The 25,264-nt window shown below is 71.7% G+C and carries 25 protein-coding genes and 3 pseudogenes; 18 read left to right on the top strand and 10 right to left on the bottom strand.

What is annotated here, in order from left to right:
- Positions 1 to 13: 13 nt before the first annotated feature.
- From DEJ46_RS37040 to DEJ46_RS37025, 4 genes and pseudogenes are all read right to left on the bottom strand, one after another.
- The gene (locus DEJ46_RS37040; RefSeq protein ID WP_150273419.1) at positions 14 to 1,663 is read right to left on the bottom strand and encodes a GMC oxidoreductase; all 1,650 of its coding nucleotides are present in this window, start codon (positions 1,661 to 1,663) and stop codon (positions 14 to 16) included.
- Positions 1,664 to 1,745: 82 nt separating this feature from the next.
- Positions 1,746 to 2,397 (bottom strand): annotated as a pseudogene (locus tag DEJ46_RS41010) (aminoglycoside adenylyltransferase domain-containing protein).
- A 186-nt stretch (positions 2,398 to 2,583) separates the two neighbouring features.
- Entirely contained in the window at positions 2,584 to 4,017 is a 1,434-nt protein-coding gene (locus DEJ46_RS37030) for an aspartate ammonia-lyase (RefSeq protein ID WP_150273417.1), read from the bottom strand.
- A 402-nt stretch (positions 4,018 to 4,419) separates the two neighbouring features.
- Complete coding sequence (locus DEJ46_RS37025; RefSeq protein ID WP_150273415.1) at positions 4,420 to 5,538, bottom strand: asparaginase; 1,119 nt, start codon at positions 5,536 to 5,538, stop codon at positions 4,420 to 4,422.
- 123 nt (positions 5,539 to 5,661) lie between these two features.
- Here DEJ46_RS37025 and DEJ46_RS37020 point away from each other — a divergent pair, with 123 nt between their 5' ends.
- From DEJ46_RS37020 to ehuA, 10 genes are all read left to right on the top strand, one after another.
- On the top strand, positions 5,662 to 6,126 hold the full coding sequence (locus DEJ46_RS37020) for an Lrp/AsnC family transcriptional regulator (protein ID WP_150273414.1): 465 nt from the start codon (positions 5,662 to 5,664) through the stop codon (positions 6,124 to 6,126).
- A 218-nt stretch (positions 6,127 to 6,344) separates the two neighbouring features.
- Positions 6,345 to 7,148 (top strand): endonuclease I family protein, encoded by an 804-nt coding sequence (locus tag DEJ46_RS37015; RefSeq protein WP_150273412.1) that lies wholly within the window; start codon positions 6,345 to 6,347, stop codon positions 7,146 to 7,148.
- Positions 7,149 to 7,514: 366 nt separating this feature from the next.
- Positions 7,515 to 8,030 carry a diaminobutyrate acetyltransferase gene (gene ectA / locus DEJ46_RS37010; RefSeq protein WP_150273410.1) on the top strand — a complete coding sequence of 172 codons (516 nt, stop codon included), beginning with the start codon at positions 7,515 to 7,517 and terminating at the stop codon, positions 8,028 to 8,030.
- 68 nt (positions 8,031 to 8,098) lie between these two features.
- Positions 8,099 to 9,379, top strand: coding sequence for a diaminobutyrate--2-oxoglutarate transaminase (gene ectB, locus DEJ46_RS37005; protein ID WP_223835544.1), 1,281 nt, complete (start codon positions 8,099 to 8,101; stop codon positions 9,377 to 9,379).
- Positions 9,380 to 9,439: 60 nt separating this feature from the next.
- Positions 9,440 to 9,859, top strand: a complete 420-nt coding sequence (locus DEJ46_RS37000) for an ectoine synthase (RefSeq protein ID WP_150273409.1) — start codon at positions 9,440 to 9,442, stop codon at positions 9,857 to 9,859.
- Positions 9,860 to 9,921: 62 nt separating this feature from the next.
- A complete protein-coding gene (gene thpD, locus DEJ46_RS36995) occupies positions 9,922 to 10,818 on the top strand; it encodes an ectoine hydroxylase (RefSeq protein ID WP_150273407.1) in 897 nt (298 codons plus the stop codon).
- Positions 10,815 to 11,732 (top strand): ectoine/hydroxyectoine ABC transporter substrate-binding protein EhuB, encoded by a 918-nt coding sequence (gene ehuB / locus DEJ46_RS36990; RefSeq protein WP_223835369.1) that lies wholly within the window; start codon positions 10,815 to 10,817, stop codon positions 11,730 to 11,732. Before thpD ends, ehuB begins: the two co-directional genes overlap by 4 nt.
- A 12-nt stretch (positions 11,733 to 11,744) precedes the next feature.
- Positions 11,745 to 12,419 (top strand): ectoine/hydroxyectoine ABC transporter permease subunit EhuC, encoded by a 675-nt coding sequence (gene ehuC / locus DEJ46_RS36985; protein WP_150273406.1) that lies wholly within the window; start codon positions 11,745 to 11,747, stop codon positions 12,417 to 12,419.
- On the top strand, positions 12,419 to 13,054 hold the full coding sequence (gene ehuD / locus DEJ46_RS36980; protein WP_150273404.1) for an ectoine/hydroxyectoine ABC transporter permease subunit EhuD: 636 nt from the start codon (positions 12,419 to 12,421) through the stop codon (positions 13,052 to 13,054). The genes ehuC and ehuD overlap by 1 nt, the downstream gene beginning before the upstream one ends.
- Positions 13,044 to 13,823 carry an ectoine/hydroxyectoine ABC transporter ATP-binding protein EhuA gene (gene ehuA, locus DEJ46_RS36975; RefSeq protein ID WP_150273402.1) on the top strand — a complete coding sequence of 260 codons (780 nt, stop codon included), beginning with the start codon at positions 13,044 to 13,046 and terminating at the stop codon, positions 13,821 to 13,823. Before ehuD ends, ehuA begins: the two co-directional genes overlap by 11 nt.
- 23 nt (positions 13,824 to 13,846) lie before the next feature.
- On the opposite strand, the gene DEJ46_RS36970 is transcribed toward ehuA, so the two are convergent.
- Positions 13,847 to 14,719, bottom strand: a complete 873-nt coding sequence (locus DEJ46_RS36970; protein ID WP_150273400.1) for an RNA polymerase sigma factor SigF — start codon at positions 14,717 to 14,719, stop codon at positions 13,847 to 13,849.
- A gap of 189 nt (positions 14,720 to 14,908) precedes the next feature.
- Between DEJ46_RS36970 and DEJ46_RS36965 the strand changes: the two genes are divergently transcribed.
- The 7 genes and pseudogenes from DEJ46_RS36965 to DEJ46_RS36940 all read left to right on the top strand — a co-directional run bounded on the left by DEJ46_RS36965 (position 14,909) and on the right by DEJ46_RS36940 (position 21,716).
- Complete coding sequence (locus DEJ46_RS36965; RefSeq protein WP_150273398.1) at positions 14,909 to 15,337, top strand: ATP-binding protein; 429 nt, start codon at positions 14,909 to 14,911, stop codon at positions 15,335 to 15,337.
- A 70-nt stretch (positions 15,338 to 15,407) separates the two neighbouring features.
- A complete protein-coding gene (locus tag DEJ46_RS36960; protein ID WP_150273396.1) occupies positions 15,408 to 16,211 on the top strand; it encodes an N-formylglutamate amidohydrolase in 804 nt (267 codons plus the stop codon).
- Between the two features lie 227 nt (positions 16,212 to 16,438).
- Positions 16,439 to 16,577: pseudogene (locus tag DEJ46_RS36955) on the top strand (IS5/IS1182 family transposase); the annotation flags it as partial.
- 120 nt (positions 16,578 to 16,697) lie between these two features.
- Entirely contained in the window at positions 16,698 to 17,813 is a 1,116-nt protein-coding gene (locus tag DEJ46_RS39410) for a terpene synthase family protein (protein ID WP_190623361.1), read from the top strand.
- An 8-nt stretch (positions 17,814 to 17,821) separates the two neighbouring features.
- Entirely contained in the window at positions 17,822 to 19,246 is a 1,425-nt protein-coding gene (locus DEJ46_RS36950) for a cytochrome P450 (RefSeq protein WP_150273395.1), read from the top strand.
- Positions 19,243 to 20,637: a cytochrome P450 gene (locus DEJ46_RS36945; protein ID WP_190623078.1), complete on the top strand. Its 1,395-nt coding sequence runs from the start codon at positions 19,243 to 19,245 to the stop codon at positions 20,635 to 20,637. The genes DEJ46_RS36950 and DEJ46_RS36945 overlap by 4 nt, the downstream gene beginning before the upstream one ends.
- Positions 20,634 to 21,716 carry a polyprenyl synthetase family protein gene (locus DEJ46_RS36940; protein WP_150273392.1) on the top strand — a complete coding sequence of 361 codons (1,083 nt, stop codon included), beginning with the start codon at positions 20,634 to 20,636 and terminating at the stop codon, positions 21,714 to 21,716. Before DEJ46_RS36945 ends, DEJ46_RS36940 begins: the two co-directional genes overlap by 4 nt.
- 78 nt (positions 21,717 to 21,794) lie before the next feature.
- Here DEJ46_RS36940 and DEJ46_RS39405 read toward each other — a convergent pair whose 3' ends face one another.
- A complete protein-coding gene (locus DEJ46_RS39405) occupies positions 21,795 to 21,950 on the bottom strand; it encodes a hypothetical protein (protein ID WP_190623076.1) in 156 nt (51 codons plus the stop codon).
- 149 nt (positions 21,951 to 22,099) lie between these two features.
- A pseudogene (locus DEJ46_RS41005) lies at positions 22,100 to 22,321 on the bottom strand (transposase); the annotation flags it as partial.
- Positions 22,322 to 22,441: 120 nt separating this feature from the next.
- Here DEJ46_RS41005 and DEJ46_RS36930 point away from each other — a divergent pair.
- Entirely contained in the window at positions 22,442 to 23,158 is a 717-nt protein-coding gene (locus DEJ46_RS36930; protein WP_150273391.1) for a flavodoxin family protein, read from the top strand.
- Positions 23,159 to 23,410: 252 nt separating this feature from the next.
- Here the strand turns inward: DEJ46_RS36930 and DEJ46_RS36925 are convergent, their stop codons facing one another.
- The 3 genes from DEJ46_RS36925 to DEJ46_RS36915 are packed head-to-tail and all read right to left on the bottom strand — an operon-like array spanning position 23,411 to position 25,207.
- Complete coding sequence (locus DEJ46_RS36925; protein WP_071268751.1) at positions 23,411 to 23,677, bottom strand: metal-sensitive transcriptional regulator; 267 nt, start codon at positions 23,675 to 23,677, stop codon at positions 23,411 to 23,413.
- Positions 23,678 to 23,732: 55 nt separating this feature from the next.
- Positions 23,733 to 24,626 carry a sulfite exporter TauE/SafE family protein gene (locus DEJ46_RS36920; RefSeq protein ID WP_150273390.1) on the bottom strand — a complete coding sequence of 298 codons (894 nt, stop codon included), beginning with the start codon at positions 24,624 to 24,626 and terminating at the stop codon, positions 23,733 to 23,735.
- Positions 24,623 to 25,207, bottom strand: a complete 585-nt coding sequence (locus DEJ46_RS36915) for a rhodanese-like domain-containing protein (RefSeq protein ID WP_150273388.1) — start codon at positions 25,205 to 25,207, stop codon at positions 24,623 to 24,625. The genes DEJ46_RS36920 and DEJ46_RS36915 overlap by 4 nt, the downstream gene beginning before the upstream one ends.
- Positions 25,208 to 25,264: the final 57 nt, after the last annotated feature.

The following is a 25,264-nucleotide window of genomic DNA, read 5'->3' as shown; positions in this document are numbered from 1 at the left end:
GCTGTTCGCGAGCTCAGAAGTCCTCGGCGACGATCCGTTCGATGTTGCGTTCGGCGAGGGCCGTGATCGTGACGAACGGGTTGACGCTGGTGTTGCCGGGGATCAGGGATCCGTCGATGGCGTAGAGGCCGGGGTGGCCGTGGAGCCGGCCGTAGTTGTCGGTCGCCCTGCCCAGGACCGCGCCGCCCAGCGGGTGGTACGTGAGGTGGTCGCCCCAGATCTTGTACGCGCCGAAGAGGTCGGTGCGGTAGATCGTCCCCTCCTTGCTGTTGATCTTGTCGAAGATGGACTTGGCCATGTCGATGGACGTCTGCTTCCAGGCCCGGTCCCAGCTCAGGTCGACCTTGCCGGTGGCCGGGTTCCAGCTGAACTCGGCGCGGCGCGGGGTGCGGGTGATGGAGAGGTAGAAGGAGGCGTAGGTCTCGATGCCGGTGGGCAGCGGGGCGACCTCCGCGAAGGCGCCGCCGGCGTTCCAGTTGTCGATGCCCGCGGTGGGCATGGAGGACTGCAGTTTGCCCGTGGGGTCCCACATGTGGTTGGCGCGGCCGCACATGACGTTGCCGTTGTCGCCCCAGCCCTTGCCGATGTGCTCGTTGAGCGACGGCAGGGCACCGGTCGCCTTGAGGCGGGTGAGGAGCTTGCTCGTTCCGACGCTGCCTGCGGCGAAGAAGACCCGGTCGGCACGGACGGTCTTGGTGACGAGGGTCGCGCCGGTGGTGTCGATCTGGTCGATGACCACGGTGTAGCCGCCGGCGGCGGCCGGGCTGACGGAGGTCACCCGGTGCAGCGGGGAGACGCTCACCCGGCCTGTGGCGGCGGCCTGGGCGAGGTACGTCTTCTGGAGGCTCTTCTTGCCGGCGTTGTTGCCGTAGATGACCTCGCCCGCCAGGGCGGACTTCTGGACGGACCCGGCGGCCTCCTGCTTCATGTAGTCCCAGTCGTAGACGTTGGGCACGAAGACGAAGGGGAATCCCGAGCGTTGGGCGTGCTTGCGGCCGACGCGGGCGTACTGGTAACAGTCCGCGTTCTCCCACCAGTTGACGTCCACCGAGGTGACGCCGAGGCCCGCGTTGGCGCGCGGGTAGTAGGTGGAGTACATCTCGGCCGGGTCGACGGTGGGGAGGATCTCCGGGAAGCGCTCCCGGAGCGGGGTGACGGCCATCCCGCCGTTGACGAGGGAGCCGCCGCCGACGCCGCGCCCCTGGTAGACGGTGATGCCGGCGAAGTCCTCGGCGTCGAGGATGCCGGTGTGGATGGGCACGTCCTTGTCGAGCGGGAAGCCGAGGAACTGGCTCAGCGGCTGCCTGGTGCGGGTGCGCAGCCAGAAGGAGCGGTAGTCCGGGGTGGTGGTGTTGGCGAAGATCTTGCCGTCGGGGCCCGGGGTGTCCCAGGCCATGCCCATCTCGATCATGTGGACGTCCACGCCCGCGCGGGCGAGCCGCAGGGCGGCGACGGAGCCGCCGTAGCCGGTGCCGATGACGAGGGCGCGCACCTGGGAACCGTCGGTGATGGGGGTGCAGTTCAGGCCGGGGACCTCGGCGCGGGCGGGGGTGGTGATCGTGCCGGCGAGGGCGGCGGCGCCGAGAACAGAACCTGTTCCCGCGAGAAAGCTGCGGCGGCTGACGCGGTGGTTTCCCTGGACGGACAGGGGGTGTTCACTCATGTGATCTTCCTCACTCGCGAGTGAATGGAAACACGTTCTACGACCGCCCGCCGAGGAAGTCACGAGAAACTGCCGGGTAACTTCAGGCCGGACATGCCCTCTTGATCTCCTCTGCTACGTACGCGGCGTGGGTCCGCGCCGCGGGCAGCAGCTCCGCCCGGTCCCCGTACTCCCCCGCCAGGTACTGGTCCCGCGCGGCGGCCGGCACCGGCCGGTGCTCCTCGGGAAGTTCGCCGAGCACGTGCTGCGCCGCCCCGTCCTTCGACCGGATCCGGCCGGTGCGCAGGGTGGTGAGGATCCGGGCCAGGGTCAGCAGCACGTTGCGGGTGTCGCCGTCGAGTCCGGCGGGAGAGGTCCCCGGCGCGGGCCATGGTGAGGAGCGGGGCGAGGTCGGGGCAGGGCCCGGGGGCGTGGACGAGGCCGCGCTCGAAGTCGTCGCGGAGCCATTCCCCGTACAGGTGCTCGCAGACGGGCGGGTAGCGCCAGGGCCGGACGTCGGTGTGGACGACCAGACTCAGTTCGACGGGCCGCGCGGGACCCTCGTACGCCCTGCTGCCCGAGACGGCGAGCAGGGCCTCGGTGAGGGCGCGGCGCTCCCGCTCGGTGGTGCGCCGGGCCAGGGCGACGAGGACGTCCACGTCGCTGGTGGGCCGCAGCCCTCCGAGGACGGCGGAGCCGTGGAGACAGGCCGCGAGGACGGCATCCTCACCGAGGGTCTCGCGGACGATGCGCACGACGCGGCGGGCGGCCGCGTGGTCGGCACCGTCGGGGGCGGCGGGAGTGGCGCTTTGGGGGTCGGTGCTTTCGGGGGCGGTGCTTTCGGGGCGGTGCTTTCGGGGGCGTGGGTGGGCATGCGGCGGCTCCTGGCGGGTGACGGGCGCGGAGGCCCGTCACCGTACCGGAGGCCACGGAGCGGGTGATCAGGCGAGCGACGGGCCCGGAGCGCCCGTGAGCCGCTCGGGCGTGAGCAGTTCGGCGAGCCGGTGCGCGGGCAGCAGCCCCTTCTCCAGGGTGAGTTCGGCGACCCCCCGGCCGGTGGCGAGCGCCTCCTGGGCGATGGCCGTGGCGGCGGTGTAGCCGAGGTGCGGGTTGAGGGCGGTGGCGAGGCCGATGGAGTTCTCCACGGCCGCGCGGAGGGCCTCGGTGTTGGCCGTGATGCCGTCGACACACCGCTCGGCGAGGGTGAGGCAGGCGGCCCGGAGCGAGAGGAGGCTCTTCGAGAGGGCGTGGAAGATGACGGGCTCGAAGGCGTTGAGCTGGAGCTGTCCGCCCTCCGCGGCCATGGTGATCGTGATGTCGTTGCCGATCACCTCGAAGGCGACCTGGTTGACGACCTCGGGGATCACGGGGTTGACCTTGCCGGGCATGATGCTCGAACCCGCCTGGACGGCCGGCAGGTTGATCTCGCCGAGGCCCGCGCGCGGCCCGGAGGACAGCAGGCGCAGGTCGTTGCAGGTCTTGGAGAGCTTGACCGCGATGCGTTTGAGTACCCCGGAGAGCTGGACGAAGGCGCCGCAGTCCTGGGTGGCCTCGATGAGGTTGACGGAGGTGACGAGGGGCAGGCCGGTCAGCTCGGCGAGATTGCGGCGGGCGGTCTCCGCGTAGCCGGGGGCGGCGTTGAGACCGGTGCCGATGGCGGTGGCGCCGAGGTTGATCTCGTGGATGAGCTCGACGGCCTCGGCGAGACGGCCGCGGTCCTCCTCCAGCATCACGGCGTACGTGGAGAACTCCTGGCCCAGCGTCATGGGCACCGCGTCCTGGAGCTGGGTGCGGCCCATCTTCACGACCTCGCGGAACTCCAGCGCCTTGGCGGCGAAGGCGTCCTGGAGCACGGCCATGGCGAGCAGCAGCTCGCGGGCCGCGCCGATCGCAGCGATGCGGATGGCGGTCGGGTAGACGTCGTTGGTCGACTGGCCGAGGTTGACGTCCTCGTTGGGGTGGAGGCGGGCGTAGTCGCCCTTGGCGTGGCCGAGGAGCTCCAGGGCGCGGTTGGCGACGACCTCGTTGGCGTTCATGTTGGTCGACGTGCCGGCGCCGCCCTGCACGACGTCGACGACGAACTGGTCGTGGAGCTGCCCGGACCGGATCTCCCTGCAGGCACCGGCGATGGCGTCGGCCTTGTCGGCCGGGAGGAGACCGAGCTCCTCGTTGGCTCGGGCCGCCGCCTCCTTCACGGCGGCGAGCGCGTCGATCAGCAGGGGGTAGACGGAGATCGGCGTCCCGGTGATGGCGAAGTTCTCGGTGGCGCGCAGCGTGTGCACGCCCCAGTAGGCGTCGGCCGGCACGTCCCGGTCGCCGAGCAGGTCGTGCTCGCTGCGGACGGGGGTGGAGTGCGGGGCGGGTGCGGGAACCATGGGTGCGGTCCTAGGGGTGCTTGGCGCGCCCAGGGGGCAGCGGGGTTTCGGCGGGATGGGGTGTCGCCCGTGATGGCTGGGCGAAGGGGCATTCGGAAGCAGTGAGGCGTTGGGCCGTTCGCGGAGGGGGACGTCGCGAACGGCCATGGGCGTCGGGGCGGGGGCACGGCGGAGGCGGCCGGGTACACGCGGCCACGTACGGGCGCCGGTGTCCACGCACGGGGTGAGGAAGCACGGCCGGGCTCGGGGCCGTACGGCAGCAGGGAGTGGGGCGGGAGGGTGGCTCCGGCTCGCGGGCGGGTGGGGAACACTCCGTCCGCGAGCCGGGGTTTCGGGGCCCGCTCAGGGGCCTGTGGGTCGGGGCGGCGGTCGAACGGTCCGGCCCCCGCGTCACCGTCCGGGTCAGGCTCGCGTGGCGACGGCCGAGGCCGACCGGGAGCCGCCGGTGGCGAGCGCGGGCTCCACGCGGACGGGTCCCTCCAGGAGGCGGCGCAGGAGAGCGGAGCGGCGCGCGGGGTCCGTGGCGCCGTCGCCCTCCGCGAGCAGCGCGGCGAGGACGGCGATCCGCGCCTGGGAGGCCCGGAGCGTGCCGGTGAGCAGCGCTCCGGCGGCGACGAGGTCGACCGCTCCGCCGCCGGTGTAGATCTCGGCGAGCGGGCCTGCGGGGACGCGGGTGCTCACGGCGACGAGGACGCCCTGGGCGACCGCGTCCGCGACGGCGGCGACGATCTCGGGGGTGGCGTTGCCCGCACCGGTCGCTTCGAGGACGATGCCCCGGGCGCCGGCGGCCAGGGCCGCCCGGATGAAGAGCGGGTCGCCGTCGGCGTGGTGCGTGACGATGTCGACCCGCGGCGGCGTGGTCGTACCGGGGCCGGTGGCGCCGGGGTTCGCGGTCAGCGCGGCGTCGGGGAGCGGCAGGGGGGCGGGGCGCTCCGGGAGGCGCTCGACGTCGACGCGGGAGAAGCCGACGCGTCCGAGGCGCTCTGCGGAGGGGTCGGAGAAGGCGTCCGCGGCGATGGTCTGGGTCTTGACGGTGCCGCGGGCCGCGTGGACGCGTCCGTCGAAGACGACGAGGACGCCCAGCTCGCGGACGGAGGCGGCGACCTGGAGGGCGTCGTAGAGGTTCCCGGGGCCGTCGCCGTCGCCCGTACCGAAGGGGCGCTGGGCGCCGGTCAGGACGACCGGGCGGGCGTCGCTGTGGTGGAGGTCGAGGAGGAAGGCGGTCTCCTCCAGGGTGTCGGTGCCGTGGGTGACCACGATGCCGTCGACGCCGGGGTCGGCGAACGTCTCGTGGACGGTCCGCAGGAGGGCGAGCTGGTGGGCCGAGGTCATGCGCGAGCTGTTCACGTTGAACAGGTCGACGACCTCGACGGTGACGCCCTCGGGGAGGGGCGCGGTGGCCAGGACGTCGCTGCCGGAGGCGTCGGCCGCGTAGCCCGTGCCCTGCCAGCGGCTGGCGATCGTGCCACCGGTGCTGATGACGACGATCCGGCGCGGTCCTCCGTCGTTCGTCCGCATCATTGCCTGCCGTCCTTACTGGTCACGAACCGAAATCACCCTGCTCCGCAACGATAGGGCAGGGAGCGCGCAAGGCGATTGCGAAGTCAGCCGCCGGATCGTTTCACCGTGGTAGATAATTGCGCCATGGACCGAATCGATCTCCACATCTTGCGCGAGCTCCAGAGCGACGGCCGGCTGAGCAACCAGGAGCTGGCCCAGCGGGTCGGGCTCAGCCCCTCCCCCTGCCTGCGCCGGGTGCGCCAGCTGGAGCAGGACGGGGTGATCCAGGGCTACCGGGCGATCATCGACCCGGAGGCGGTGGGGCGGGGCTTCGAGGTGCTCGTCTCGGTGGAGGTGCGCCGGGACCGCGAGACGGTGGAGGCCTTCGAGGAGGCGCTCCAGGACGTGCCGGACGTCATCGAGGCGTACCGGCTGTTCGGCAGCCCCGGCTGCCTGCTGCGCATCGCGGTGGCCGACCTCGCGGCGTACGAGCGGCTGTGGATCGAGCGGCTGACGACGCTGGCCGGGGTCACCGAGGTCAACTCGCAGATCATCATGAAACGGATCAAGGAGCCGAAGGGGATGCCGGTGGACGTCCGGGGCGCCTGAGGACACGGGGACACCTGAGACCACCAAGGGCCCGACTCTTCGGCGGCGTTCGGGTTTCCCTATACGAGAACGTCACTGAACAGCCTCTTTCCCGTTACATGACAGGTACCTGACCTGTGCCACCCTCCCGGTGACACGAAGTCAACACGCGTAGACAGCGGGAGCCTTGAGCCGGTTCCCGCCGCCCCGCGCGCACCGTCCCCGGGAAAGGGCCCCCCATGTCCGTTGTGCGGATCGGCAGATGGAAGGCGTGGGCAGCGGCCCTCGCTGCCACCCTCGTCAGCGTCACCCTCCCCGCGATCACCGCGACGCCCGCCAGTGCCACGACGACCGCGTACGACAGCACGTACTACAAGAACGCCGTCGGCAAGACCGGCACGAGCCTCAAGTCCGCGCTGCACACGATCATCAGCAGCCAGACGAAGATCTCGTACGACGCCGTCTGGAACGCGCTGAAGGTCACCGACCAGGATCCCGCCAACACCAACAACGTGACCCTGCTGTACAGCGGCATCTCGCGCAGCAAGTCGCTCAACGGCGGCGACGTGGGCGACTGGAACCGCGAGCACGTGTGGGCGCAGTCCCACGGCAACTTCGGCACCTCGGCCGGCCCCGGCACCGACCTGCACCACCTGCGGGCGTGCGACGTCCAGGTGAACAGCACCCGTGGGAACAAGGACTGGGACAACGGCGGCAGCGCGGTCAGCGGCGCCCCCGGCAGCTACACGGACTCCAACTCCTTCGAGCCGCGCAACGCCGACAAGGGCGACGTGGCCCGCATGATCCTCTACATGGCCGTCCGCTACGAGGGTGACGACGCCTGGGCCGACCTGGAGCCCAACGAGTCGACCTCCAACGGCAGTGTCCCCTGGCACGGCCGCCTCTCGATCCTGAAGCAGTGGAACGAGCAGGACCCGCCGAGCGCCTTCGAGGAGCGCCGTAACAACATCATCTACGGCACCTACCAGGGCAACCGCAACCCGTTCATCGACCACCCCGAGTGGGTCGAGGCGATCTGGTAGGTCCAGCGCGACCGCACGAACGGAGCCGGGCCGGGCTCGCCACACCCCGGCCCGGCTCCGGCGCGTTCCGGGACGGTTCCGTACGGCGACGCACGCGGGCCGACCCGTACGCCTGACCGCTCCAGGCGGCTTCAAACGCGAAATCCCGGATCTTCTCACGCTCTTCGCGCATGCGTCAGGGGTGCACAAGAGGCGTTACCCATCCGTTATAAACGGTGATTTTGCCCCGATACGGACCCGCTTTCCGCGTGCCGAAGCATGCATTCGCGCCACATCGACCATCGGCGCACCTATCACGATCCCTCGGCCCCGAACAAGGCCTCCGGACCAGGAAGTTCCGAGATCCACTGGGTAGCTTCGGCGCCCATGACCACTGCCACTGCCACTGCCCGTACGACACCCCCGACGATCGCGGACGGCGCCGAACTCTGGCGGATCGCCCACGGCTCGGGCGAACTGGACCTCAACTCGCCGTACAGCTACCTGCTGTGGTGCCGCGACTTCGCCGACACGACCGCCGTCGCCCGTGACGCCTCCGGACGCCCGATCGGATTCGTCACCGGCTATCTGCGGCCCGACGCGCCGGAGACCCTCTTCGTCTGGCAGATCGCCGTCGAGGGTTCGCACCGCGGAAGCGGGGTAGCCGGAACCCTGCTGGACGCCCTGTCCGCTCGGGTCACGGCCGAGCACGGAATCAACCGGGTCGAGGCGACGGTCACCCCGGGGAACGTGGCGTCCGACCGCCTGTTCCGTTCCTACGCGCGCCGCCAGGGCGCGGACGTGACGCAGGAGGTCCTCTTCCCCTCGGCCGCCTTCCCGGCGGCGGGACACGACTCCGAGGTGCTGTACCGCATCGGCCCGGTCGGCCCGCCGGCCTCCTGAACCGCTGCCGCCGCCCGCGTACGCCCCACCACGTTCCGCCCCCCATCTGGAGACGAGACCTCGTGACCCTGACCGACTTCGCCACGACCGACATCGCCGCCCCCTCCGTCTTCGAGACCCTCGAATCGGAGGTCCGCAGCTACTGCCGCGCCTGGCCCGTCGTCTTCGCGCGCGCGACCGGGAGCCGGCTGTACGACGAGCAGGGGCGCCCCTACCTCGACTTCTTCGCCGGCGCCGGCTCCCTGAACTACGGCCACAACAATCCGGCGCTCAAGCGGGCCCTCCTCGACTACCTCGCCGACGACGGGATCACCCACGGCCTCGACATGTCGACGACCGCCAAACGGGACTTCCTGGAGACCTTCCGCAGCGCGGTCCTGGAGCCCCGCGGACTGCCCTACAAGGTGATGTTCCCCGGCCCCACGGGCACCAACGCCGTGGAGGCCGCGCTGAAACTCGCGCGGAAGGTCACCGGGCGGCAGACGGTCGTCTCCTTCACCAACGCCTTCCACGGGATGTCGCTCGGTTCTCTCGCCCTTACCGGCAACGCGGCCAAGCGCGCCGGCGCCGGCGTCCCGCTCAACCACGCGATCCGCATGCCCTTCGACGACTACCTCGACGGACACCTCCCCGACTTCCTCTGGCTCGAGCGGCTCCTGGACGACGCCGGCTCCGGCCTCGACCACCCGGCGGCCGTGATCGTCGAGACGGTCCAGGGGGAAGGCGGCATCAACGTCGCCCGGGCCGAGTGGCTGCGCGCGCTCGCGGAGCTCTGCCGCCGGCACGACATGCTGCTCATCGCCGACGACATCCAGATGGGCTGCGGACGCACCGGCGACTTCTTCTCCTTCGAGGAGGCGGGCATCACGCCCGACATCGTCACCCTGTCCAAGTCCATCAGCGGCTACGGCCTGCCCATGGCCCTCTGCCTCTTCCGCCCCGAGCTCGACGTGTGGCAGCCCGGCGAGCACAACGGCACCTTCCGCGGCAACAACCCCGCCTTCGTCACCGCCACGGCCGCCCTCGACGCCTACTGGCGCGACGGCGCGCTGCGCGAGCGCACCCTGAGCCGGGCGGACCGGGTCGAGCGCGCCCTCCTCGACCTGTGCGCGGGCGACGGGCGCACCGGCCTCGCGGTCCGCGGCCGCGGGCTGGTGTGGGGCCTGGAGTTCGCCGACGGGGAGCGCGCCGACGCGGTGTGCCGCCGCGCCTTCGAGACCGGCCTGCTCGTGGAGACCTCGGGGCCGCGCGGCGAGGTGGTCAAGCTGCTGCCGCCGCTGACCGCGACGGACGACGAACTCGACGAGGGCCTCGGCATCCTGGCCCGCTCCGTCCGTCACACCGCCTGACCCCCGCCGCCCATCCCCGGCAGTACGTATCCAGAACACGTATCCGAAAGGCGACACCCCATGATCGTCCGTACCTTCGACGAGCTGGAGAACACCGAGCGGCACGTGAGGGCCGCGTCCGGCACCTGGGAGAGCAAGCGCATCGTCCTGGCCCGCGAGCGGGTCGGCTTCTCCCTCCACGAGACGGTGCTGTACGCCGGCACCGAGACCTCCATGTGGTACGCGCACCACGTCGAGGCCGTCGTCTGCACGGCCGGCGAGGCCGAGCTCACCGACCTGGAGACGGGCCGCTCCTACACGATCGTGCCCGGAACGATGTACCTGCTCGACGGCCACGAACGCCACACCCTCAGGGTCAAGCGGGACTTCCGCTGCCTGTGCGTCTTCAACCCGCCCGTCACGGGCCGCGAGGACCACGACGAGAACGGCGTCTACCCCCTGCTCACCGAACCCGGCGTGACCGCCGGGGACGACGCCTGAGCCCCGGCACGACACCGGACGAAACGGAAAAGATCCCTCCGAGAAAGGCGGCACGCTTCCTCATGCCCTCCGCACCCACCCGCCCCGTCGACCTCTACCCCACCCGTGGCCCCAAGGAGGAGCTGATCGGCCGCAAGGACCCCGTCGTGTGGTCCGAGCCCGGCACGGCGGGCCCCTTCTGGGCCCGCGAACTCGCGGAGTACGACCGCGACGGCTTCGTCACGGTGGACGAGCTCGTCACGCCTGCCGAGGTCGACGAGCTCCGGGCCGAGCTGGACCGGCTCGTCTCCGACCCCGCCGTGCGGGCGGACGAGCGCGCGATCGTCGAGCCCCGCTCCCAGGAGATCCGCTCCGTCTTCGAGGTGCACCGGATCAGCAAGGTCTTCGGCCGGCTGGCCGAGGACCCCCGGGTCGTCGGGCGCGCCCGCCAGATCCTCGGCTCCGAGGTCTACGTCCACCAGTCGCGGGTCAACGTGAAGCCCGGCTTCGGTGCCAGCGGCTTCTACTGGCACTCCGACTTCGAGACCTGGCACGCGGAGGACGGCCTCCCGAGGATGCGGACCGTCTCGGTGTCGATCGCGCTCACCCCGAACCACACCACCAACGGCAGCCTGATGATCATGCCGGGCTCGCACCGCACGTTCCTGGGCTGCGCCGGTGCCACACCCCAGGACAACTACAAGCAGTCGCTCCGGATGCAGGACGCCGGTACGCCGTCCCACGAGGCACTGACCACCTTCGCCGACGCCTGCGGCATCCGGCACTTCACCGGTCCTGCGGGCTCGGCCACCTGGTTCGACTGCAACGCCCTGCACGGCTCGGGCGACAACATCACCCCGTACCCGCGCAGCAATGTGTTCCTCGTCTTCAACAGCGTCGAGAACCCGCCGGAGGCCCCCTTCGCCGCCCCGGTCCGGCGGCCCTCCTTCGTCGCCGCGCGCCCCGGGGACCGGTCGTGACCGGCCCCGCGCCCCTCGACCGCCGCCGCTTCCTCGGCAGAACGGCGCTCCTGGGCGGACTCGCCCTGACGCCCGGCCTGCTGGCCGCGTGCACCCGCACCCAGGCCGGGACGGGGGCGCCCGAGGACGACGGCGCGCTCCTGGCGAAGCTGCGGAAGCAGGGCTTCGTGCGGGTCGGGTTCGCCGGCGAGGCACCGTACGGCTTCCAGGACGGCGCCGAGCTCGCCGGCGAGGCCCCGACGCTCCACCGCGAGATCTTCACGGCCCTCGGCGTACGCGAACTGCGGCCCACGCTGACCGAGTTCGGGGCACTGATCCCCGGGCTCCTGGCCGACCGGTTCGACGTGGTGAGCGCGGGCATGTCGATCACGCCCGAGCGCTGCGCCAAGGTGATCTTCTCCGAGCCGGAGTTCGTCTCCCCCACCGCGCTGATGGTCCGAAAGGGCAACCCGAAGGGGCTGAGCGACCTCGCGTCCTGCGCGGCGAAGGGCGCCACCGTCGGTGTGCTGACCGCCGCGGTGGAGGCGTCCTTCGCGAAGGCGGCGGGGGTTCCGGAAGGGTCGGTGAAGACGCTGGCCAAGCAGCAGGACGGGCTCGACGCCCTCCTCGCCGGCCGGATCGACGCCTTCGCGCTGACCGCGATATCCCTGCGCTGGCTCGCGCGGACGAACCGAGGCGCCTCGGTCGAGGTGGCCGAGCCGTTCGTCCCGGTGGTCGACGGCGTGCGGCAACTCGGCGCGGGCGGGGCCGTGTTCCGCCCGGGGGCGACCGGCTTGCGGGACGCCTTCGACACCGAGCTCCGGAAGATCACCGGCGCCCCCGACCGGTTCGTGGAGCTGATCGGACGCTACGGCTTCACCACGCGCGAGGTGCCGCCCCGTTCCCTGCGGACCGCCGACCTGTGCACCGGGTGAGGGGCGGCCGGCATGGCTGACTTCCTCCCCGAGCTCAGCCGCGCAGTGCCGCGGCTCGCCGACGGGCTGCTCGTCACGGTCGAGGCCACGGTGCTCGGCGCCGCGCTCGCCCTGGTCCTCGCCTACGCCCTCGGCCTGCTGTCCCGGTCAGCGCGGCCACCGGTGCGCGCGGCGGCGCGGCTCGTCGTCGAGTTCTTCCGCGGCACCTCGCTGTACGTGCAGCTCTTCTGGCTGTTCTTCGCGCTTCCGATGCTCGGTTTCCGGCTGGAGCCGCTGGCCTGCGGCGTGCTCGCGCTCGGCCTCAACTTCGGGGCGTACGGCTCCGAGGTGGTGCGGGGCGCGGTGGCCGCGGTGCCCCGCGCCCAGACCGAGGCGGCGATCGCGCTGGGCATGGGCCCGGCGCTGCGGCTGCGGCGGGTCGTGCTGCCCCAGGCGCACGCTCTGATGGTCGCGCCGTTCAAGAACCTGCTCGTCCAGCTGCTGAAGGCGACGCCACTGCTCTCGCTGGTCACGGTCCCTGATCTGACCTTCCAGATCGACCAGTTGCGCTCGTCGACGGGGGCGACGGCCGCCTCGTACCTGCTGCTCCTGGGGCTCTACTTCGGCCTGGCCGTCGTACTGAGCCTCGGCATGAACGCCCTGGAGCGGGCCGCGAAGGCCCGTGCCGGGCAGGAAGGAGGCGTGTGATGTGGGACGGGGAGGCGGCCGTGGCCGCTCTGCCGGCCGTACTCGAAGGGTTCGGCGTCACCCTGGTCGCGACCGTGCTGGGCTTCGCCGTCGCGGCGGTCCTGGGTCTCGTGCTCGCGCTCGTCCAGCGTGCGGGTCCCGTGTGGCTGGCGCTGCCGGTGCGCGGGGCGGCCGGGTTCGTCCGCTCGACTCCGCTCCTGGTGCAGCTGTTCGCGGCCTGGGTGCTGGTCCCGGGGCTCGACGCGCCGGTGCTCGGCGTCCTGGTCCTGGGCGTGCACTACGCCACGTACCTCTCCGAGGTGTACCGGACGGGCATCGACGCCGTGCCGAAGGGGCAGTGGGAGGCCTGTACGGCCCTGTCGCTGCCGCGCCGGCGGGTGTGGGCGGCGGTGGTGCTGCCGCAGGCCGTGCGCAATGTCCTGCCGCCGCTGGGGAACTACGCGGTGTCCATGTTCAAGGAGACGCCGCTGCTGTCGGTGATCACGGTGCACGAGATGGTCCACGAGGCGAACACCTACGGCAGCACCCACTTCGCCTATCTGGAGAGCTTCACCCTGGCCGCCGCGGTGTTCCTGCTCGCGAGCTGGCCGACGTCCGTACTGGTACGACGACTGGAGGCACGCCTTGCCCACTGAGGACCTGGCAGTCCGCTTCGACCGGGTCACGAAGCGGTACGGCGACCACACCGTGCTCGACGGGCTCGACCTGGAGGTCGCCCGCGGGGAGCGGGTGACCCTCATCGGCCCGAGCGGCTCCGGGAAGACCACGATCCTCCGGCTGCTCATGACACTGGAGCGGGTCACCGACGGGGTCATCCACGTGGCCGGAGAGCCCTTCTCCCACATGCCGGGCCGGACCCCCGGGAAGCTGGTGCCGGCGAGCGAACGTCATCTGGCCGGGCGACGGCGGCGGATCGGCATGGTCTTCCAGCAGTTCAACCTCTTCCCGCACATGAGCGTCCTCGACAACGTCGTGGAGGCGCCCGTGCACGTCCTCGGCGAGAGCAGGGACGAGGCCGCGCGGCGGGCGCGGGACCTGCTCGACCTGGTCGGGCTCGCCGACAAGGTCGACGCGCGGCCGACCCGGCTCTCCGGCGGCCAGCAGCAGCGGGTGGCCATCGCCCGCGCGCTCGCGATGCGCCCGGAGATCCTGCTCCTGGACGAGGTGACGTCCGCGCTGGACCCGGAGCTGGTGGCGGAGGTGCTCGACGTGCTGCGGGACGTCGCCCACCGCACCGACATCACCCTGCTGTGCGTGACGCACGAGATGGGGTTCGCCCGGGACGTCTCGGACCGGATCCTGATGTTCGACGGCGGCCGGATCGTCGAGTCGGGACCGGCGGACGAGCTCCTGGACGCGCCGGCGGAGGAGCGCACCCGCGCGTTCCTGAGCTCGGTCCACTGAGACCACCGGCCCCGGGCCGCCCCTCAGGCCTCACCGCCCTGCACGGTCATGCCGTCCCGCAGCCGGTCGAGGCTCCGTGCGAGCAGCCGTGAGACGTGCATCTGGGAGACGCCGAGCCGCTCGCCGATCTGCGTCTGGGTGAGTTCCTCCACGAAGCGGAGGTGCAGCAGCAGCCGGTCGCGGGGCGGGAGGGCCTCCACGAGCGGGGCGAGGGTGTGGAACTCCTCGAAGAGGGCGAGCGCCGGGTCCTCCTGGCCGATGAGGTCGGCCAGGGCCGCGTCCTCGTCCTCGCTGTCGCCTCCGGCGAACGTGGCGTCCAGGGACGTGGAGTGGTAGCCGTTGGCGGCGACCTGGGCCTCGATCACCTCCTCCTCGGACAGGTCCATGGCCGGCGCCAGCTCCGCGATGCGCGGGGCCCGGCCGAGCCGTGAGCTCAGCTCGTCGGTCGCCTTGGCCAGCTCGACCCGCGCCTCCTGGAGGCGGCGCGGGACGTGCACGGCCCATGTGGTGTCGCGGAAGAAGCGCTTGATCTCACCCACGATGTACGGCACGGCGAAGGTGGCGAACTCCACCTCGCGCGACAGGTCGAAGCGGTCGATCGCCTTGATGAGACCGACCATCCCGACCTGGAGGATGTCCTCCCGCTCGGGACCGCCCGTCCGGAACCGTTCCGCCGCGTACACCACCAGTGACATGTTCATCTCGATGAGCGTGTTCCGGACGTACTGGTGCCCCGCGGTGCCCTCCTCCCGCGCCGCCAGTTCGCGGAAGAACACCTTCGACAGGGCGCGCGCGTCCCGGGGTGGAACCTCGTGCGGCACCTCGGGAAAGGGCAGGTCCTCGCCCACGCCGTTCGTCGCGTACGTCGTCGTCGCCTCGGCCGGATCGGTCCGCACGGGACAACCTCCTCTGGCTCGCGGTCCGTTCAGCGGTCCCGGTTCTCGTACCCCCGCTTCCTCAAGGCACTCCTCGTCCGTTCCCGACCGATTCCGACCGGAAAGAACACATCACCCCGGATCGAACGGGCAGACGAAACTCAACACCTGCCGAGGAACCGGCCAGGAACAGGAAGAAAGGGATCCGTGATGAAGACCTGGAGCGACACCCGGTCCCGGGCCCCCGGGACGGACCCGCGCGGCGCCGGGAACGCCGGCACGTCCCCGGTCCGTACCCCGGCCCAGGCGCGGCAGCTCGTCCGGCACACCCTCGCGGCGCTCGGCCCCCTGTGGCCCTCCCAGGTCGAGGACCTGCTGCTCGTCACCTCGGAGCTGGTCACGAACGCGCTCCGGCACGCGGGCGGTGTCACGGGCTTCGGGATCGGGGTCGGACGCGACCGGGTGACGGTGTCCGTGTCCGACGCCAGCGGGAAGGTCCCGCTGCACCAGCCCAGCCAGGGGCTGCGCCCCGGGGGCTACGGCTGGCCGATCGTGCTCCGTCTGTGCCGAGACGTGACCGTGGACGCGGGCCCGGGCGGGAAGACCGTCCACGCGACGGTGGCGGTCGACCGCCGGTGACCGGCGCCGCGCCGACGGGCGAGCGCGGGGCGCACGCCAGGGCGGGCACGGGCTGTGCAAGGGTGAGCCGATGACCTCACGTTCGTACGACGTCCTCGCCGGCGCCCCGGACTCCCCCGTCCTCCTCCATGTCCCGCACTCCTCGCGGGTGATACCCCCTGACGTGCGCGAGGGCCTCCTGCTCGGCGACGGGGAACTGGACCGCGAGCTGGACCACATCACCGACGCCCACACCGCGGAGATCGCGGCCGTGGCCGCGGCGACCGCCGGCGTGACCCCCTGGCGGTTCGTCAACCGCCTGTCACGCCTGGTCGTCGACCCCGAGCGGTTCCCCGACGAGCGCGAGGAGATGCTGGCCGTCGGGATGGGCGCGGTGTACACGCGGACCACGCACCGCGCCGCGCTCCGCCCCGCCGGCTTCGACCCGGCGCCGCTGATCGACCGGTACTTCACGCCGTACGCCGAGGGCATGGCCGCCGCCGTGGCGGGGCGCCTGGAGGCGACGGGGCGGGCCGTGATCGTCGACGTCCACTCGTACCCGACCGGGCCGCTGCCGTACGAGCTGCACGGCGAGGGCCCCCGTCCGCCGGTCTGCCTCGGAACCGACGCCTTCCACACGCCGCCGGCCCTGCTGGACGCGGCACGGGAGGCGTTCGGCGGGTTCGGGGGCCTGGCGAAGGACACGCCCTTCGCCGGGACGTACGTACCGCTGTCGTACTACGGCAAGGACCCGCGGGTCGGCGCGCTCATGATCGAGATTCGCCGTGACGTCTACATGACCGAGCCGGGCGGCCCGGCGGGGCCTGGAGCGCAGGCGCTCGGGGAGGCCCTGGCGGCGCTCGTCGACGCGGTGCCGCCGCACCCGTCGGCGTAGCGGCGCCGGCACGGTCCCGGCTGCCTCCTCGGGCGTTCGGTCACGGCCGAGGCCCGGGGGCGAGGGCGTGCGCGGGCTGGGGGTGGGGCCGCCCCCAGCAGCGAGAGTCCTGCCGCCCGTCTCATCCGTTGCTTGGCCTGGAACGCCGTCTGACGCAGAGCTGGCGCAGAACCTTCCCGTTGCCGGCGGAACGACATCTTCCGGCACGTACATGCTCACGCCGTGCCGTGAACGAGCGCAAGCCGTACCCCAGCGGCCTGCCCGACACCCCGATGGGCCCTGATCGAGCCGACGTCGACGGCCTGGCGGAATGCCCGGCTCGAACGTGGACCCACGGGCCGGCCGGCCAAGGCTGAGTTGCGCGATGCCTTGGCCCGGCCTCGGGCGCACCCGCGCCGTCGGCTCTCAAGTGACTCTTTAGCGGGCGGTCCCACTGTGGGGGGTCAGCAACGCCTCCGCCCGCCTCCGCCGATCTGGAGATCCAAGGTGATCACCGACACCGACCTCACCCGTCGCCTCCTGCCCGGTGACGGGCCGGGAGAGTTCTTCCTGCCGCCGCTGCCGCGGCTGCTGCCCGCTGGTTACCACCCCGACGCCGCCCGCATCGAGATCGCCTCCAACGGCTGGGTGCGGCGGATGCTGGCGGACTGCTTCGACTCCGAGGAGTCGCTGCTGTTCTTCCTGCGTCAGCGCAACGGGATCTACGGGCCTCTGACGGTGCCGTACGCCGAGGCGGGCAGGGCCCAGAACATCGCCGACTGGTACCAGTTCGTCACGGTGATCGACAGCTTCGTCTCCGACGAGGCGGCACTGGGCGCCGACCACGCGGCGGCCGCCGAGACCTTCGCCGCCGTCGTCGCCGACCTGCGCGAAGGCGGGGTCGGCGGCCCCGCCGCGAGCCTGTACGGCCGCGCCGCCCAGGACCTGTGGCGGCGCATCGCGGCCGGGATGAGCGCACGGCAGGTCGATCGGCTCGTCGCGGCCCTCGAGGCGTTCCTGCGCGGGTGCGCGGAGGAGATCCGCAGCAAACTCGACAGGCGGGTTCCGCAGTTCGAGGCGTGCATGCGGGTGCGGGTCGACAGCTTCGGGTGCGAGTTCCTTGAACTGCTCACCGAGTACGCGGCCGAGGTCGACATGAGCCGGGCCGCCGCAGAGGGCCTGTTCGACGAGGTCCACCACCACGGCATGCGGCAGTTGATCCTCGTCAACGACCTGCTCTCGTGGCGCAAGGAGTACGCCCAGCGGGACACCATGACGACCGTCCGCGTGCTGTGCGAGGTCGAAGGGCTTGAGCTGCAGGACGCCGTCGACCGGCTGTGCGCCCTCGTGGAGCACCACGAACGCGCCTACATCGCGGCACGTGACGCGGTGCTGGCCGGCCCCCACGGGCACGACGAGGACGTCCGCGCCTATCTGTCGGGGCTCGACCATCTGATCGGCGGAAGCCAGGAGTTCGAGTATCTGACGCCGCGCTACTTCGGCGACGGCTCGGTGTGGGACGGCTCGACCTCCGGCTGGATCAGTCTCACCGCGTCGGTGGCCCGCTTCCGTGACGCACCCGCTGCCCCGCCGAGCGCCCGACCCACCCGACCGCTGGTTTGAGGAGCGCCGTGACCACCGTCTCGCCACCGCCCCGCACGATGTCCTACGCGCTCGCGCCCGGCGCCCTGCCCCTGCTCGGCCACGCCGTGCCGCTGGCCCGCCGGCCGCTGGAGTTCCTGACCGGGTTGCCCCGGCACGGGGACCTGGTGGAGGTCCGGCTGGGGCGCCGCCCCGCCGTCATGGTCTGCCACCCCGAGTTGATCAAGCGGGTGCTGCTGGAGCCGCGGACCTTCGACAAGGGCGGGCCGCTGTTCGAGAAGGCCGAGCAACTCGTCGGCAGCGGGCTGTTCGCGGCGACCTGGGAGCCGCACCGCAGGCAGCGGCGGATGATGCAGCCGGGCTTCCACAAGTCGCGGATGCCCGGGTACGTGGCGGTGATGCGGCAGGAGATCGCGGCGCTGCTCGACGACTGGGCCGACGGCCAGGAACGCGACGTACGCGATGAGATGCACACGGTGACGCTCCGCATCGCCTCGCGCACCATGTTCACCAACCCGATGAGCGGGCGCGCCGCGGCCGAGGTGCAGGAGTGCATGCCGATCATCAACCGCGGCGTCTACAAGCGGATGGTGGCGCCGACCTCGCTGCTGGAGAAGCTGCCCACCCGGGAGAACCGCGAGTTCCAGCTCGCGCACGAGCGGATGGAGCAGGTCGTCGACGAGACGATCGAGCAGTACCGCAGTGCGGGCGTCGACCACGGCGACCTGATGTCGATCCTGATCGGCGCGGTCGACGAGGGCTCCGGGCAGAACATGTCCGAGACGGAGATCCACAAGCAGGTCATGACGCTGCTGGCCGGCGGCATGGAGACGACGGCGAACGCGATCTGCTCGGCCCTGCACCTGATCACCGAGCACCCCGAGGTCGAACGGCGACTGTGCGCGGAGCTCGACGAGGTGCTGGCCGGCAGGCCGCCGGCGTTCGAGGACCTCCCCCGCCTGCCGTACCTGTACCGGGTGCTGTACGAGACCCTGCGGATCCGTCCGCCGGTGTGGCTGCTGACCCGGATGACCACGTGCGACACCGAGCTGGGCGGCCACCGCATCGGCCGGGACTCCATCGTGCTGCTCAGCCCCTATCTGCTGCACCACAACCCGGATCTGTTCGCGCGGCCCGAGACGTTCGACCCGGACCGGTGGCTGCCGGAGCGCGTGGACGACATCACCGAGGCCGCCATGCAGCCCTTCATCATGGGCAACCGCAAGTGCATCGGTGACAAGTTCGCGCTGAACGAGGCGATGATCGTCATCGCGACGATCCTGTCGGGCTGGTCGCTGCGGATGGTCCCGGACGCCGAGCGGGTCCCGCTGCCCGAGGCGACGCTCGGCCCCGGCCCGATGCCGATGGTGCTGCACCGCCGCGCCGCCGCTCATCACACCCCGGCGCCCTCGGCCCGACCGGCCGAATGCCCCTACCAGGGCGGGCGTTCATGACCCGGGCCGCTGCGGCACCGGCCCAGGCCCCGCACGGGCTGCCGGTCGTGGGCCATGCCGTGCAGTTGTGGCGGCGCCCGCTGCCCTTCCTGCGTGAGCTGTACGGGCGCGGGGACCTCGTGACGCTGCGCCTGGGCCGCCACCGCGCCTATCTGGCGTGCGGCATCGACGCGGTGCGCACCGTGCTGCACGATCCGCGGACGTTCGACAAGGGCGGCCCGCTGTTCGAGAAGGCCCGGCTGCTGGTGGGTGACGGTCTGGTCAGTTCGGACTTCGCCACGCACCGCAGGCAGCGCCTGCTGATGCAGCCCGCGTTCGGCACCTCGCGGCTTCCCGGCTACACCGGGCTGATGGCCGAGCAGATCGACACGGCACTGAACCGGTGGCAGCACGGCCGGACACTGGACGTGGGCCGGGAGATGCACACGCTGGCCCTCGAGGTCGCGGCACGGACGATGTTCGGTGCCCAGCTGGGCGAGCGGGCCGTCACCGAGGTCGTCGCGTGCATGCCGCTGGTCATGCGGGGCGTCTACCGGCGCATGCTCGTCCCGGCCGACTGGGTGCACCGCCTGCCGCTGCCCGCCAACCGCCGCTTCGACCGGGCCCGGGCCACGATGCACCGCGTCATCGCCGACACCGTGCGCTCCTACCGCGACGCCGGGAAGGACCACGGCGACGTCCTGTCGATCCTGGTGAGCTCCCGCGACGAGCACGGTACGTCACTGAGCGACGCCGAGATCCACGACCAGGTCATGACGCTGCTCATCGGGGCGACGGAGCCGCCGGGCTCCGCGCTGACCTGGGTGTTCCAGCTGCTGTCGGGGCATCCCGAGGCCGAGCGCGCCCTGCAGGCCGAGGCCGACGACGTGCTGCGCGGCAGGCCGGCCCGCGCCCTGAGCGCGGCGGACCTGGCGCGCCTGGAGCACACGCGGCACATCGTGCTCGAGGCACTGCGGCTCTACCCGCCGGCGTGGCTGCTCAGCCGCGTCGCCACCAAGGACACCGACCTTCTGGGCCATCCGGTGCCCAAGGGTGCCACGGTGCTGTTCAGCCCGTACCAACTCCACCACGACCAGGACGTGTTCCCGCATCCGTCGCGCTTCGACCCGGGCCGCTGGCGCTCCCCCTCCCCCGCCGCCCGCGCCGCACTGCTGCCCTTCGGGGCCGGCAACCGCAAGTGCATCGGCGACGAAGTGGCCCTGACGGAACTGTCCCTCGCGGTCGCCGCCGTGGCGTCCCGGTTCAGGCTGCGGGCCGTTCCCGGTACGACGGCACGGCCCCTGGTCCGTGCTTCGCTCGGTGCCGAGCACGTGGTGCTGAGAGTCGAAGCACGTACCCCCCACGCGGCCACCGGCGGCGCGCCGGTCGGGTCCCGGGCGGTGGCGTCATGACCCAGACGACACTGCCGGCCGGGCTCGTGGACGCCCCCCTCCTGCGCCCGCCCGTCGAGGGCATGCGGCCCACCGCGGCGTACGGTGTGCTGGCCGGGCGACTGGGAGCCGCCACCGTGCACGCGGACCTGCGGGCCTGCCTGGAGGGCATCGACACCGTCGTCCGCGCCGCGCCGCTGGTCATCCCGCCGGCCATGGCCGACGTCTTCTCGGGCGGCAAACGGCTGCGTCCGCTGCTGGTCCTGGCCGGCGCGCACGCCGCCGGCCCGCCGTCGGCGAGCACGCGCGGCCGCGCCGTCAGCGGTGCCCGCGCCGTGGAACTGCTGCATCTGGCAAGTCTCGTCCACGACGACATCATGGACGAGGCGGTGACCCGGCACGGGGTCGCGACCATCAGCGCACGGGCCGGCAACAGCCGCGCCCTGCTCGCCGGCGACTACCTCATCGGCCACGCGTACACCGCCGCTTCCGGCCTCGGCGCCGAGGCCGGAACCCTCCTGGGCCACACCCTGGTGCGCCTGTGCGAGGGCCAGGCCGAGGAAGCCTCCACACTCTTCGACGCCGACCGCAGTGAACAGTCGTACTTCAGGTCGATCGGCGGGAAGACCGGTGCCCTGATCGACGCGGCGTGCCGCACAGGCGCGCTCGCCGCAGGACTGGACGCCGCCACGACCCGGGCCCTGGGACGCTTCGGCCACCATCTCGGCGTGGGGTTCCAACTCCTCGACGACATGCTCGACCTCACGGCGAGTCACGCCTCCACGGGCAAGCCGGTGGGGCACGACATCGCCAACGGCATCTACACCTACCCCACGCTCTGGGCGCTGCGCCGCGACCCCGGGCTGCGGCGGCTGCTGGAGGAACTCGCCCGGTGCGAAGGGCCCCGCACCGGGCCGGCCGGCGAGGCGGCACACCGGGTCCGCACCTCGGGTGCGCTCGCCGCGACCCGGTGGGCGATCGCCCACCGGCGTGAACGCTGCCTGGGAATCCTGGACGAGGCGGTCGACGGCATCGGCCCCGACGGCGTCGGCCTGCTGGCCGATCTCGCCATCGCCGTCCTGAGCCACCGCGGCGGATGACTGCGGAACAGGGGGCGGTGAGGGTCCGAGACCCCGCCGCCTCCACCGTGCTTCCCGCTCCCGCTTCTCTCCCCGTCTTCACATGCCGATGCCGGCCTGCCGCGCCGGACCCGCGCAGGCGTGGGCGTGGACGAAGCAGGAGAGTTCCGCGGCCGTCCCGCCGGCGTCCACCGCGGCGGGTGGCCGTCCCGCCGGCGGTTCGCCGAACGCGCCGTGGGCGTGCGCGTCGGACACGATGCGCAGCAGACGCGTCCCAGCCGTGCCGCGGGTGCGAGGGCGCCGGCGGGCGGGGTGTATCCGGGGGCCGGCCGTAGACCAGCACGTACGCGTGCGGGTGGCGAAGGGCCCAGGTGCGCGCCGCCCGGCACAGCGCGGTCCACCGGTCCATCGCGGGCGCGCCCGCCGAACGCGCGGCGGTCTCGTTTCCACGAGCCGAGGTACTCGGGGAGGTCCATCCACGGTGTCCCGGTGCGGTACCTGAACGCGATCGCGTCGATCACCTGCCGGTGACAGCTGATTCGGGGATACATGTCATCGGTGCGGGGCCATGCGGGTGATCGGGGAGCCGGCTCCGCGACCGATGGCGCGGCGACCGGCTCTTCCACCCGACGAGGCGAGACAGTGGACCGGATCTTCGGCCGGACCAAGCGGGGGCACTGTCGACGTCGGCAGCCGGGTGTGCTTGACCGGCTGACCACCCAGCTCGTCCGCAAGGGGACACATCGATGACCGACTCCGGCGCTTCCTACAGGGACCTTCGCGCCCTGGTGATCAACTGCACGCTCAAGCGTTCTCCGGAGCGCAGCCACACGCAGGGGCTGATCGACATCAGCACCGGGATCATGGAGCGCCAGGGCGTCGAGGTTGAGGTGCTGCGCGCGGTGGATCTCGACCTCGCCACCGGTGTGTGGCCCGACATGACCGAGCACGGGTGGGAGACCGACGAGTGGCCGGTCATCTACTCGAAGGTCATGGCCGCGGACATCCTTACCTTGGCTGGACCCGTATGGCTGGGAGACAACTCCTCAGTCATGAAGAAGGTGATCGAGCGGCTGTACGCCTGCTCGTCGATCCTCAACGAGCGTGGCCAGTACGCCTACTACGGTCGTGTAGGCGGCTGCCTGATCACCGGCAACGAGGACGGCGCCAAGCACTGCGCGATGAACGTCCTCTACAGCCTCCAGCACCTCGGGTACGTCATTCCGCCGCAGGCGGACGCGGGCTGGGTCGGCCCGGCGGGCCCGGGCCCGTCGTACCTCGACCCCGGCTCCGGCGGTCCGGAGAACGACTTCACCAACCGCAACACGACCTTCATGACCTGGAACCAGCTCCACCTGGCGAGGATGCTCAAGGACACCGGCGGCATCCCCGCCCACGGAAACCAGCGCTCCGAGTGGGACGCCGGCTGCCGGTTCGACTTCGAGAACCCCGAACACCGTTGAGCGATGAGCGCGGACCTGGGGAATGCGGCTGAGGAGGACCCGGCTTGGGGTGCCGATCGGTGACGCGGTCCGAGCTGCGGTGCGGCAGCTGTCGTCCTGCACCGGCCTTGTGGTGACGGCCAGGCAGGTCAGTTGTCGGTTTGGTCGTGGGCAGGGAACCGGTGACCGACCGTCGCGAGCTGGGCGCGCACACGCCTGCCCACGGCGCGAAGCGACGACGGCCGGCGGATGTCCACCGGTCGCCGTCGTGTGTCACGCGAGCGTGAGGAAGAGCTTCTCCAGTTCCTGCTCGCTCATCGGGGGTGCGCCGTCCTCGCTCTCGGCCAGGCACTGGCGCATACCGCTCGCGACGATCTTGAAGCCCGCCCGGTCGAGGGCGCGGGAGACGGCGGCGAGCTGGGTGACAACGTCCTTGCAGTCGCGGCCGGCCTCGATCATGGCGATGACGCCCGCGAGCTGCCCTTGAGCGCGCCGCAGCCGGTTGAGGACCGCGGTCGCCGCCTCTTCTTCCACCTTCACCGGGTTCCTCCTTCTCACCGACCCTGGAATCAAGAATACCCCTTGGGGTATAACGCTAGGGGTGTGCGGCCGATTCCCGGGAACCTACCTGGGGCGCGTCCGTGGCGGGTGGGCGGCGTGCCCGCACTGTGCCCCAGGTCACTGCGGTCGCCACCGCGAGGCCGATACCGGTCCAGGCGAGCGGGCTGACCCAGATTCCGGTGGGCAGTTGCCGGCCGAGGACGAAGACGCCCATGACGACGACGAACCAGCCGAACGCCTTGCGCAGGGTGTCCTGGGGGATGCGTCCGGCGAAGCGGCTGCCGACGAGGCTGCCGACGACGGCCGCGGCGGTGACCATCAGGGCGAGGTTCCAGTCGATCTGTATGTCGGCGAGGTGGCCGGCAAGTCCGGAGAAGGACTTCATCGCGATGACCAACAGCGAGGTGCCGACGGCGACGCTCATGGGCAGTCCGCCGAGCAGGGCGAGGGCGGGGACGACGAGGAATCCGCCGCCGGAGCCGACCAGGCCGGTGACCGCGCCGACGACGAGGCCCTCGACGATCACGTGCTTGACGGGCAGTTCGGCGTGGGCGGGCTTGGCCGCCTTCGCCTTGCGGGACTTGCGGAGCATGGCGGCGGCGGTGGCGAGCATCATGAGCGCGAAGGTCACAAGCAGGACAGTGCCGGGGATGTACTCGGCGAGGCGCCCGCCGCCGTAGGCGCCGATCATGCTGACCGCGCCGAAGATCAGGCCGGTGCGCCAGCGCACCCGGCCGGCCCGGGCGTGCGGGACGAGCCCGACCAGGCTGGTCACGCCGACGACGAACAGGGAGGTCGCGATGGCCTCCTTGGTGTCCTGACCGGCCAGGTAGACCAGGATCGGCACGGTCAGGATGGAACCACCGCCGCCCAGGATGCCGAGACTGACGCCGATGAGGACGGACGCTACGAGGACGAGGGTGATCACGAGCGGTCCCGCAGGGAGGCGATCACGGTACGGATGTCGGTGCGCGGACCACGGTTGTAGGGCAGCTTCGAGAGCAGGACGCCCATCATGCAGGAATTGCTGAGCGCCGCGTACGTCAGGCCCGCGCCGATCGCCGTACCGATCAGATGCACACCGGGCACCAAAACACCGACGAGGCCGGTGGCCAGGACGACCGAGCCGGCGACCAGACGGACCTGGCGCTCCATGTCCCAGCGCGCCTCGCCCCGGTTGACCGGGGCCCCGGCGGCCTCCCAGGTCATCATGCCGCCGTCCAGGACGCGCAGGTTGGGCAGGCCGGCCTCGGCGAGGGCCTGCTCGGCCTGGGCGGCACGGGCCCCAGAGCGGCAGACGAGGACCACGTCCTCGTCGAGGTGGGTCAGGAGTTCGGCCCGGTGCTCACGCAGGGTGTCCAGCGGGACGTTGTAGGAGCCGGGGATGTGGACCGTCCGGAACTCGCCCGGGGTGCGCACGTCCAGTACACGGGGTCCGCGTCCGTGCTTGATCAGCTGCTGGAGGGTGGCGGGGGTGAGGCCGGTGGCGCGGGAGGCGTCGGTCGTCATGAAAACTCCGTCGTGGTGAAGTGACCCACCCTGGACAGGAATACGGGGCGGGGTATA

Origin of the sequence: Streptomyces venezuelae (genome assembly GCF_008642375.1) — a bacterium.
Taxonomy (GTDB): domain Bacteria; phylum Actinomycetota; class Actinomycetes; order Streptomycetales; family Streptomycetaceae; genus Streptomyces; species Streptomyces venezuelae_G.
The sequence above is the reverse complement of the archived record's forward strand: the minus strand, read 5'-3'. Positions and strand labels throughout refer to the sequence as shown.

Coding starts and splice junctions, on each gene's coding strand:
- DEJ46_RS37030 (WP_150273417.1), bottom strand. CDS start 4,017: ATGGTTCCCGCACCCGCCCCGCACTCCACCCCCGTCCGCAGCGAGCAC.
- DEJ46_RS36965 (WP_150273398.1), top strand. CDS start 14,909: ATGAAGACCTGGAGCGACACCCGGTCCCGGGCCCCCGGGACGGACCCG.
- DEJ46_RS36930 (WP_150273391.1), top strand. CDS start 22,442: ATGACCGACTCCGGCGCTTCCTACAGGGACCTTCGCGCCCTGGTGATC.
- DEJ46_RS36940 (WP_150273392.1), top strand. CDS start 20,634: ATGACCCAGACGACACTGCCGGCCGGGCTCGTGGACGCCCCCCTCCTG.
- DEJ46_RS37040 (WP_150273419.1), bottom strand. CDS start 1,663: ATGAGTGAACACCCCCTGTCCGTCCAGGGAAACCACCGCGTCAGCCGC.
- DEJ46_RS36945 (WP_190623078.1), top strand. CDS start 19,243: ATGACCCGGGCCGCTGCGGCACCGGCCCAGGCCCCGCACGGGCTGCCG.
- DEJ46_RS37015 (WP_150273412.1), top strand. CDS start 6,345: ATGTCCGTTGTGCGGATCGGCAGATGGAAGGCGTGGGCAGCGGCCCTC.
- DEJ46_RS36915 (WP_150273388.1), bottom strand. CDS start 25,207: ATGACGACCGACGCCTCCCGCGCCACCGGCCTCACCCCCGCCACCCTC.
- DEJ46_RS37025 (WP_150273415.1), bottom strand. CDS start 5,538: ATGATGCGGACGAACGACGGAGGACCGCGCCGGATCGTCGTCATCAGC.
- ehuD (WP_150273404.1), top strand. CDS start 12,419: ATGTGGGACGGGGAGGCGGCCGTGGCCGCTCTGCCGGCCGTACTCGAA.
- DEJ46_RS37000 (WP_150273409.1), top strand. CDS start 9,440: ATGATCGTCCGTACCTTCGACGAGCTGGAGAACACCGAGCGGCACGTG.
- thpD (WP_150273407.1), top strand. CDS start 9,922: ATGCCCTCCGCACCCACCCGCCCCGTCGACCTCTACCCCACCCGTGGC.
- ectA (WP_150273410.1), top strand. CDS start 7,515: ATGACCACTGCCACTGCCACTGCCCGTACGACACCCCCGACGATCGCG.
- DEJ46_RS36960 (WP_150273396.1), top strand. CDS start 15,408: ATGACCTCACGTTCGTACGACGTCCTCGCCGGCGCCCCGGACTCCCCC.
- ehuC (WP_150273406.1), top strand. CDS start 11,745: ATGGCTGACTTCCTCCCCGAGCTCAGCCGCGCAGTGCCGCGGCTCGCC.
- DEJ46_RS37020 (WP_150273414.1), top strand. CDS start 5,662: ATGGACCGAATCGATCTCCACATCTTGCGCGAGCTCCAGAGCGACGGC.